At 72.1% G+C, this 9,580-nt stretch carries 9 protein-coding genes and 1 riboswitch; of the genes, 6 read left to right on the forward strand and 3 right to left on the reverse strand.

All coding sequences use genetic code 11. The annotated features are described in order from the left end of the window. Positions 1 to 535, reverse strand: a 535-nt coding sequence (locus J1C73_RS03390) for an FAD-dependent oxidoreductase (RefSeq protein WP_207315018.1), incomplete at its 3' end; no start/stop codon positions are given. After that, a riboswitch (TPP riboswitch) is annotated at positions 533 to 645 on the reverse strand. It overlaps the preceding gene by 3 nt. Before the next feature lie 214 nt (positions 646 to 859). On the opposite strand from J1C73_RS03390, the gene J1C73_RS03395 reads away from it, so the two are divergent. The 6 genes from J1C73_RS03395 (at position 860) to J1C73_RS03420 (ending at position 7,092) form a co-directional block, all read left to right on the forward strand. Continuing rightward, a complete protein-coding gene (locus J1C73_RS03395) occupies positions 860 to 2,056 on the forward strand; it encodes an NAD(P)/FAD-dependent oxidoreductase (protein ID WP_242643657.1) in 1,197 nt (398 codons plus the stop codon). 106 nt (positions 2,057 to 2,162) lie between these two features. Further along, positions 2,163 to 3,911 (forward strand): peptide-N4-asparagine amidase, encoded by a 1,749-nt coding sequence (locus tag J1C73_RS03400; RefSeq protein ID WP_207315020.1) that lies wholly within the window; start codon positions 2,163 to 2,165, stop codon positions 3,909 to 3,911. 42 nt (positions 3,912 to 3,953) lie between these two features. Next, positions 3,954 to 4,319: an Rv2175c family DNA-binding protein gene (locus J1C73_RS03405; protein ID WP_123470033.1), complete on the forward strand. Its 366-nt coding sequence runs from the start codon at positions 3,954 to 3,956 to the stop codon at positions 4,317 to 4,319. A gap of 96 nt (positions 4,320 to 4,415) precedes the next feature. Then, entirely contained in the window at positions 4,416 to 5,069 is a 654-nt protein-coding gene (gene thiE, locus J1C73_RS03410; RefSeq protein WP_207315021.1) for a thiamine phosphate synthase, read from the forward strand. Positions 5,070 to 5,207: 138 nt separating this feature from the next. After that, on the forward strand, positions 5,208 to 6,125 hold the full coding sequence (gene metF, locus J1C73_RS03415; protein WP_123470029.1) for a methylenetetrahydrofolate reductase [NAD(P)H]: 918 nt from the start codon (positions 5,208 to 5,210) through the stop codon (positions 6,123 to 6,125). Between the two features lie 49 nt (positions 6,126 to 6,174). Then, positions 6,175 to 7,092, forward strand: coding sequence for a hypothetical protein (locus J1C73_RS03420; RefSeq protein ID WP_207315024.1), 918 nt, complete (start codon positions 6,175 to 6,177; stop codon positions 7,090 to 7,092). Positions 7,093 to 7,171: 79 nt separating this feature from the next. On the opposite strand, the gene J1C73_RS03425 is transcribed toward J1C73_RS03420, so the two are convergent. Both J1C73_RS03425 and J1C73_RS03430 read right to left on the reverse strand, forming a co-directional pair. Further along, positions 7,172 to 8,686, reverse strand: a complete 1,515-nt coding sequence (locus J1C73_RS03425) for a phytoene desaturase family protein (protein ID WP_207315022.1) — start codon at positions 8,684 to 8,686, stop codon at positions 7,172 to 7,174. 31 nt (positions 8,687 to 8,717) lie between these two features. After that, positions 8,718 to 9,335 (reverse strand): DUF4126 domain-containing protein, encoded by a 618-nt coding sequence (locus J1C73_RS03430; protein ID WP_207315023.1) that lies wholly within the window; start codon positions 9,333 to 9,335, stop codon positions 8,718 to 8,720. Positions 9,336 to 9,580 lie beyond the last annotated feature (245 nt).

Raw genomic sequence — 9,580 nt, forward strand, 5'->3', positions numbered from 1 at the left:
GTCTTCCACCGTCACCGGCCCGCTCGCACGCCGTCAGCAGCGCGGCGGCCAGCCGGCGCGGGTCGACCTGGTGGTCGCCGTCGACCCGCAGCCCTCCGCGTACGCCCGGCGCGAGCATCGGCTCCAGGCGTCGGCACTCACGCCCGGTGAGCCAGTCCGACTCCAGTCCAGACCGGCGCTGCAGCGCGTGCAGTTCCCGCAGATGGGCGCGGTCGTCGGTATCCAGGGCGACGGCCAGCGTGCCGCAGGCGCGGAAGCCGATGTCCTGTCCGCTCGCCGCCTCCAGCTCGGCCGCGAACCGCGGATAGCGCTTGGCGGAGGCGACGTTGAGGCCCAGCAGCATCTCTTCGCCGTAGTGCAGTTCGGTGACGGCGGCCAGCATCCCGGCCGCGACCCGGGCGGCCCCGCCGCCCGGCTCGGGATCGACGACCGCGGTGCTCAGACCGCGCTGCGCGGCCCGCCAGGCAGTCACCAGGCCGATGATGCCGCCCCCGATGACGAGGACGTCGGACCCGCTCGTGCGGTGGATACGCATGGGCGTCCAGCCCCTCCCTTCGCCGGCATGACCCGGATCAGGTTCGTACGGTCGGAGGCCGTCCAGCCTCCCTCTCAGCCCGGTGCGTCCGGGCTCCCGCGAGTGTTCTACGTGGGCCACCCTAGACCCCGTCCCGCGGACCCGGAAAAGTGAGCCGTCACAAGGGGGGCCGGGCAGGGCGGTGGGTACGGCACGGTGGAGGACCACTTTCCTGACGGCCCATCAGGTGATTAAGGTGGACGGGTGAGTGAGCAGCAGCGGGCAGAGCGGTCGGAGCGGCAGTCGGAGCCGGCGGGGCGGCGGGTGGTCGTCGTCGGCGCGGGCATGGCGGGCGTGCAGACGGCGGTGGCCCTGCGGGAGCGGGGCTTCACCGGCGCCGTCACGCTGATCGGCGCCGAACCCCATCAGCCGTACGACCGGCCCCCGCTGTCCAAGGCGGTGCTGCTCGGCAAGGCCGAGGAATCCGCCTTCGACATCGACTTCGAGGCACTGGGCATCACGTTGCGGCTGGGCTGCGAAGTCACCGGCGTACGCGCCGGCGACCATGAGCTGGACACCTCCGCCGGGCCCGTTCCCTACGACGTCCTGGTCATCGCCACCGGCGCCGAACCCGTCGTGCTGCCCGGCTCCGAGGGCGTGCCGGGCGTCCATCTGCTGCGCACCCTGGACGACGCGGCGCGGCTGCGGCCCGTCCTGGGCGCGCGGCACACCGTCGTGGTCGTCGGCGCGGGCTGGATCGGCGCCGAGTTCGCCACCGCGGCACGCTCCGCGGGCTGCGAGGTCACCGTCGTCGAGGCCGCCGAACGCCCCCTCGCGGGTGCGCTGCCCGCCGAGGTCGCGGCGCCGATGGCCGCCTGGTACGCGGAGAGCGGCGCCGGACTCCTCACCGGGGCGCGGGTGGCCCGCGTCGAGCCCGGCAGTGTGGTCCTGGCGGACGGCCGCACACTCCCGGCCGACGCGGTCGTCGTCGGGATCGGCGCACGGCCCGCCACCGGCTGGCTGGCCGGCTCCGGCATCGCGCTGGGGCCCGACGGATCGGTCACCGCCGACGCGGCGCTGCGCACCTCGCTGCCCGATGTGTACGCCGTCGGTGACTGCGCCTCGTTCCCCTCCGCGCGCTACGGGGCGCGCCTGCTCGTCCATCACTGGGACAACGCCCTGCAGGGACCGCGGACCGCGGCCGCCCACATCGTCGGGGCGGCCGGCGGGGACGGGGCGGAGCCGCCCGCCTACGACCCCGTGCCCTACTTCTGGTCCGAGCAGTTCGGCCGGTTCGTGCAGTACGCGGGACACCACGACGGCGCGGACACCCTGCTGTGGCGCGGCGATCCGGCCGGTCCCGCCTGGTCGGTGTGCTGGCTGCGGGACGGCGTCCTGGTCGCGGTGCTCGCCGTCGGCCGGCCGCGCGATCTGATCCAGGGGCGCAAGCTCATCGAGGCGGGGACGCGGCTCGATCCGGAGCGGGCCGGTGACGCGTCCGTACCACTGAAATCGGCGACCCGTCAGGAGAGGCACGGATAGTGGACATTGACGTCCGGTATGTGGACTGCCTCTTGGAAGGAGAGGGAGATTGATGCACTGTGCATCTTTTGAAGTGATCATTTTTCGTACTCTTCGAAGGACGCATATGTTTCGGCACAGATGGACCCGCGCGCTGCGCGGAATCTCCATGGCCTCGGCGTCGGTCGCCCTCGTCGGAGGCGCACTGGCCGCCCCGGCCCAGGCGGACACCGCCCCCAAGCCCGGTTCCAACCCCGCCGTCGACTACCAGGACCCGGTCGACGCGACTCCGCCGGTCTCCCGCCCGGACACCGAGCACTGTTCGGTGACGGCCGTCGACCACGACTTCGGCTACACCCTCGGCGGCCCGCCGTACACCACCACGCTCACCCCGCCCAAGAAGTGCGAGGGCCCCTGGAACAAGGTCGTCCTCGACTGGTCGGGCAGTGTGAAGGGCCGCCAGTACGACCGCCTCGCCGCGGTCTTCATCGGCGGCGCGGAGGTCTTCCGCACCAGCACGGCCGAGCCCGACGACGACGGCATCAGCTGGCACGTCGCCAAGGACATCACCGACTTCGCGCCGCTCCTCAAGGACCCGCAGAAGCTCCAGCTCGAACTGGGCAACGTTGTCAACGAGACGTACACCGGCGTGTACAGGATCAAGCTGAAGATCACGTACTACCAGGCCGACCGGCGTCACCCGGCCGCCACCACGGCCGACCGCGTCGTCCCCCTCGGTGACACCGGTTCCGACAGCGCTCCCTGGATGAGCGTCGGCAAGGGCGGCTCCACCCGCACCGACGTCACCTTCCCGCGCAATCTGACCGACGCGCGCCTGGAGGTCTACGCCCGCGGCGGCGGCTGCGACGAGCAGTGGTTCGACGCGGTCCCCAGTGACCTGGCGGAAACCGCCCCCGACTACCTCTGCGGCGGCGGGCCCTACCGCGAGGTGCAGGTCACGGTGGACGGGCAGCCCGCGGGCCTCGCCCAGCCGTACCCCGTGGTGTACTCCGGCGGCATCGTGCCGACCCTGTGGCGCCCGATCCCGGCCATCGACCAGTTCGGGACCGAGGCGTACGACATCGACCTCACCCCCTTCGCGGGTCTGCTGGCCGACGGCAAGCCGCACGCCATCGGCATCACCCCGTACGGGGCGGCCGACAGCTGGAACGTCGACGGTTCGCTCTTCCTCGGCACGGACGCGCACAAGGCGCGCACGAGCGGCGGGGTGACCGCGAACACCCTCAGCCACACGCCGGTCGTGAAGACCGTCCAGACCCCGGGCGGGAACGGCTCCACGGACGTCTCCGTGTCGACCGGCCGCTCCTGGAAGATCTCGGGATACGTCGAGACCTCGAAGGGCCGGGTCACCACGACCGTCGAGCAGGAGTTCGTGTACACCAACACGGACAACGTCTCCGCCACCGGCAGCCACCAGGTGATGCACCAGCGTGACCACGGTTCCACCACGGTGACGACCCAGGCCCGCGGGCGCACGGACGCGCAGCGCAGCACCTGGTCCTACCCCATCGACGTGGACCTGGACATCCCGTTGTACGGCGACTACAACAACTACGACATGAAGGCGGCCGTCACCCAGCGCCGCGTGATCGTCGACACGTCCCGGAAGGGCTCCGCGCGCGTGTGGCGCACGGACGCGGTCACCGACGACACCGTGGACTCGACCGGCAGCATCGCCCGCACGGCCGGCGTCGTCCAGTCGGCCGATGGGGCCTCCACCGAGAATTACCGGGGCACCACGGACACCGGGGCCTGCTACGCGCGCTCCCTGAGCACCGCCCACGGCTGGGTCACGGCCGACCGGCAGCACCACTGCCGCGTCGCCGACGTGGCTCGCGAAGCCCTGAAGGGCTGAGTCCGGGTATCGGCTGTCAGTCCGGGATGGCAGGCTTGTCCCGTGACCGAGATTGACGCAAAGATCGATGCTCTCGTCCCTGCCTGGCTCCACCTTCCCGATATCGCCGAATTGTTCGGTATCGAGGTGACGCGTGTGCGGCAGCTGGTCAAGGAGGGCCAGCTCATCGCCGTACGACGTGGTGAGAACCGGGCCCTCCAGGTGCCTGCCGCCTTCATCGACGGCGACAAGGTGGTCAAGGGTCTTTCGGGGACCCTGACGCTCCTGAGGGACGACGGCTACTCCGACGCGGAGATGCTGGAATGGCTCTTCACTCCCGACCCGAGCCTGCCGGGCACGCCCGCGCAGGCGCTGAGTGAGAATCGCGGCACGGAGGTGAAGCGCCGGGCCCAGGCGCTCGCCGTCTGACCGACAGCCGTACGGGGGATGCGGGCCGCACGGTGCGGCCCGCATCCCCTCCGCACCACCTGCCGAATGCCATCGCTTTCCCGGGGGAACCGCACCATGTCCACGCCTCGCGCGCTGCTGTCCGATGCCCGGCTCTACCTGTGCACGGACGCCCGCAGGCGCCAGGGAGACCTCCCCGAGTTCCTCGACGCGGTCCTCTCCGGCGGGGTGGACATCGTCCAGCTCCGCGACAAGGGGATGGAGGCGGCCGGGGAGCTCGAACACCTCGCGGTCCTCGCCGACGCCTGCAGGCGTCACGGCAAGCTCCTCGCGGTCAACGACCGGGCCGACGTCGCCCATGCCATCGGCTCCGACGTGCTGCACCTGGGCCAGGGCGACCTGCCGGTGCCGGCCGCCCGCGCGGTCCTCGGCCAGGACGTGGTCATCGGCCGCTCCACGCATGCCGAGGCCGAGGTGGACGCCGCGGTCGCCGAGCCCGGCGTGGACTACTTCTGCACCGGCCCCTGCTGGCCCACCCCGACCAAGCCCGGCCGGCACGCGCCCGGCCTCGGCCTCGTCCGGTACACCGCCTCGCTCGCGCCCGTCCGTCCGTGGTTCGCCATCGGCGGGATCGACGCCGGCAATCTCGACGAGGTGCTGGACGCCGGAGCGCGCCGCGTCGTCGTCGTACGGGCCCTCACCGAGGCGGCGGACCCCGCGGCCGCCGCCGCGGAACTGGCCGGAAGGATCCGGGCGCGCGCCGACGCGTGATCCGGGGGGCGCGGACGGGACCGTCCCGAGCGACGTGTTTGGGACAACAGTGTCCGAAGCGTGGACAAGTACCGGTCAATTCGGGCAAATCCCGCCGGTTCGGTTGGGTGGCCGCCACGCCCTGGTTAACCTGCCGTTATGGCCCTTGGCACACCCTCCACCAGGACAGATCGCGCGCGTACCGTGCGTGAGATGCTCGCGACCGGCGAGACCTTGCACTCGTTCGAGTTCTGGGCGCCCAAGACCGAGAAGGGCGAGCGGAACCTCTGGAACGCCCTGCGCCGGATCGAGGCGGTGGGGCCGAGCTTCGTCTCGGTGACGTACGGAGCAGGCGGGTCCACCCGGGCCGGGACGGTGAAGGCGACGCAGGACATCGCCGACGAGTCCACCCTGACCCCGGTCGCACACCTCACGGCGGTCAACCACTCCATCGCCGAACTGCGCAACATGGTCGGTCAGTACGCGGACGCGGGAATCCGGAACATCCTCGCCGTGCGCGGGGACCCGCCGGGCGATCCGATGGGCCCGTGGGTCGAGCACCCGCAGGGTGTGCGGTACGCGGCCGACCTCGTCCGGCTGATCAAGGAATCCGGCGATTTCTGTGTCGGCGTCGCCGCATTTCCCGAGATGCACCCGCGCTCGGCCGACTGGGACACCGACATCCGGCATTTCGTGGACAAGTGCCGCGCCGGTGCGGACTATGCGATCACGCAGATGTTCTTCGATCCCGAGGATTACCTGCGTATGCGTGACCGGGTGGTCGCTGCGGGTTGCGACACCCCGGTCATTCCCGAGGTAATGCCCCTCACGAGCGTCCGTCAGTTGGAGCGTTTTCCGCAGCTCAGCAACGCGACCCTGCCCGCAGCACTGAAAGAACGCATCCTCGCCGCCAAGGACGACCCCGCCGCTGTACGCTCCATTGGCATCGACTTCGCAACGCGGTTCTGCGCGAAGCTGCTTTCCGAGGGTGTCCCCGGGCTGCACTTCATCACGTTGAACAACTCGACGGCGACGCTCGAAATCTACGAAAATCTCGGACTGCACAAGCAGTCGTGACCGGCCGTACCCGCCACGTTCCGGGGCGGTGGCCGTAGAAGGGGCGGGCATGGGCTGGACGGTCCTCTACATCGCGTTCGGCATCGTTGCGCTGTGGCTGCTCGGTGAGGTGCTGCTCCAGTACAAGGCGCGGCTTCGCTGGCGCCTGCTCGCCTTCACCGGCTTTGTCGGTGTGGTCATCGGTGTCCTGTTGCCGTCCGTGCTCGTCATCACGATCGGCGCGATCGCCTTCGCGACCGGCCAGACGTACGTCACGCTCTCGTTCCGGCGCGGTTTCTCGACCGGCTGGGCCATAGGGGGCAGCCCCGGGGAGAGCCGTCGCCGCCGTGGCAACAGCGACCGCGAGCCCCGTCTCCAGGTCTCGGACCTGGAGACGGAGTACGAACCCGGCGCACCGCCGCAGCCGTCCCACGCTCCGCAGAGTCCGGCGGCGGTCTACGAGCCGGAGCCCCTGCCGGACGACACCGGGCAGTACGGCGTCTACACCGACACCCGGCCCCAGCAGGAGCAGCACCAGGAGCCCCAGCAGCCCCAGGGCCAGCCGCAGTACGCCGCCTACGACTCCTACACCGACTACTCCGCCCACCCGGCGCAGGGCGGCCAGGACATCTACGGCGGCCAGGACGGCTACGCGGGCCAGGACACCTACGCCGGGCAGGACGGCTACGCGGGAGCCGGGCAGCAGTACGCCGCGTACTCCGACCCGTACATCGGCACCGGCACGACCGCGGGCGCGCCGCAGTACGGCACGTACGACAGCTACGGGAACCACGACAGCAACGGCGGCCGGCAGCAGTACGCCGACCCGTACGCCCAGTCCCAGCAGTACGCCCCCGAGACCCCGCCGGGCGGGGTCTGGGTGCCGCAGCAGCGCGAGGGCGAGCAGTTCCCCCCGGAGCAGCCCGCACAGCCGGCCCCGTACCCGAACGGTTACGACACCGGCCACAACGACCAGTACCGCTACTGACACCACCGGCCGGCGGGGCATTCCGATCCCGTCCGGCGATCGAGGGCGAAGCGGCCGCCGGGACGCCCGCCCCGCCGCCTCACTGGGAGCCGCGGAACGCGTCCCCCTCGACGATCAGCCCCGCGACCAACGTCCCCGACATCCCCGCGTGCGCCAGCCCGCCGCCCGGATGCGACCAGCCGCCCGCCAGCAGCAGCCCCGGCAGCCGGGTGCGGTTCCCCGCGTGCAGATACCCGCCACCGGCCCCGGCCAGCGCGGGCGGGGGAACCGCGCCCCCCTCCGCGCCGGTCTCCGCGGCCGTCTCCGCGGGCGTCCGCACCTGCGCGTGGATCAGCCGGTCCCGCAGGCCGGGCACGGCCGCGTCCGCCGCGTTGATCAGGGTGTCCGCGTACCGCTCCCGCAGCGCGGCGTCCGTCCAGTCCACCGGGCCGTGCGGGGCGACCGTCGCCATCAGCGTCACGGCCTCATGGGCCGCGTCGGGACGGGTCGAGGGGTCATCGGGGCGCAGCACGGTCACCGTGGGGTGCGCGGCGAGCCGGCCCCCGAACACCGCCTCGCGCTCGGCCGCCCCGTCGGCCGGGTGCACCAGCGTCCGGTGCACGGCATCGGCGGGCCGGGCCCCGGACAGCGACAGCAGGACCTGGAACCGGCCCGCCGCCCCGCCGCCCGGCCGGCGCCGGACCGTCACATCGCCGTCCTGCCACATGTCCTGGCCGGGCATCAGCCCCGGGTGCGGCTGGAACCCCAGCACCACGTGGCCGGCCTCCGCGACCGTCCCGTCGGCCAGCTCCACGCCCGCCGCCCGGCCGTCCTTCTCCACCACCCGGGCCACGTCGGCACCGAAGACGAACTCCACCTTCCGCGCCAGGCACCGCTCGTACACCGCCTGCGCCAGCGCCCGCATACCGCCGGAGACGTACCAGCTGCCGAACGTCTCCTCCATGTACGGCAGCAGGGCCGCGCTCGCCGGGGCGTGCAGCGGATCCAGGCCGTAGGACAGCGCGTACCCGTCGAGGAGGGCGGCCAGCCGGGGGTCCGCCAGCTCCCAGGAACCGACCTCCGCCACCGTGCCGGCCCGCAACGCGGGGCGCAGCAGCCGCCGTCGTGCCGGCGCCGGGTACGGATCGCGGGCCAGCACCTGCCAGTCGGGGCGCAGCGGCTCCTCCAGCAACGGCCGCCTGGACCGGTCCCAGGCATCCCCGGCCCGGTCCAGGAACGCTCCCCAGCTCTCACCGGCACCGTCCCCCAGCGCGGCGTCCAGCGCTGTCACGACCCCGGCCCGCGAGGCGTTCGGCAGCGACACCGCGGTGCCGTCCGCGAAGACGTGGCGGCTCGCCGGATCGACCTGGGTCAGGGTGACGCACCGCTCCAGCGGCTCCTTGCCCGTCTTCACGAACAGGTCGCGGTAGACCGCCGGCAGATGCAGCAGGGAGGGCCCGGTGTCGAACGCGAAGCCGTCCCGGGCATGGCGGCCGACCGAGCCGCCGAAGGTCCGCGACCGCTCGTACACCGTCACCCGGTGGCCTGCCACGGCCAGCCGGGCCGCCGCCGACATCGCGCCCATCCCGGCGCCGATCACCGCAATACGTGCCATGGCAGCGACTTTATCGGCCGCCGCCGACAACTCAGCCGCCAGGCCACTGGGAGGCGGGGGCGGTCAGCCGCTTCTCCTCCCGCCGCTGCGCCCTGCGGCGCCGGAACCGGCGGACACGGGAGGCCAGGAAGGCCAGGATCAGCAGACCGAGCAGCAGCAGCGTCCCGGCGATGCCGGCCGCGATCACCGGATGGAACAGGGCGAACGTGACCACTCCGGCCACGCCCAGATCCTCGACCGTGCTCATGGCGATATTGCTGAACGGCTCGGGGGAGGTGTTGACCGCCATCCTGGTGCCCGCCTTCACCAGATGGCTCATCAGCGCGGTGGAACCGCCGACGGCCCCCGCCGCGAGCTCCGGCAGCGAACCGTCCCCGCCCGCCAGCAGTGCCGCGACGACCGCTCCGGCGAGCGGCCTGATGAAGGTGTGCGCCGTGTCCCAGGCCGAGTCCACGTAAGGGATCTTGTCGGCCACCATCTCGCACAGGAAGAGCACACCGGCCACGACGAGCACATCGGTGCGCTGGAGCGAGGCGGGCACCTCGTCGCTCACGCCGGTCGCGCCGAAGATGCCGAGCAGGAGGACCACCGCGTAGGCGTTGATCCCGCTCGCCCAGCCACTTGTGAACACCAGAGGGAGTACGGACACGGACGCGATCGTAACCAGATGGCGCAACCCCGCGGGAGTGCCCGGGTGCCCAGGGCTGAGTATCCGTACCTAGGGGGCCAATTGAGTAGGTACGCGGATGGGCCGCGACCTGCGCGGACGGCAGAGTGGGGACCACGGAAGGGGCGCTGCGCCGGTACCGCCGGCACGGGGCGGCGGAGCAGGCGCGGTGCCCGTCCGGAACGGGGGTGCGCGACGGAGGACCCGGGGCCACGGGGGAACAACGG

It is taken from the genome of Streptomyces laculatispora (assembly GCF_017353455.1).
GTDB lineage: Bacteria > Actinomycetota > Actinomycetes > Streptomycetales > Streptomycetaceae > Streptomyces > Streptomyces laculatispora.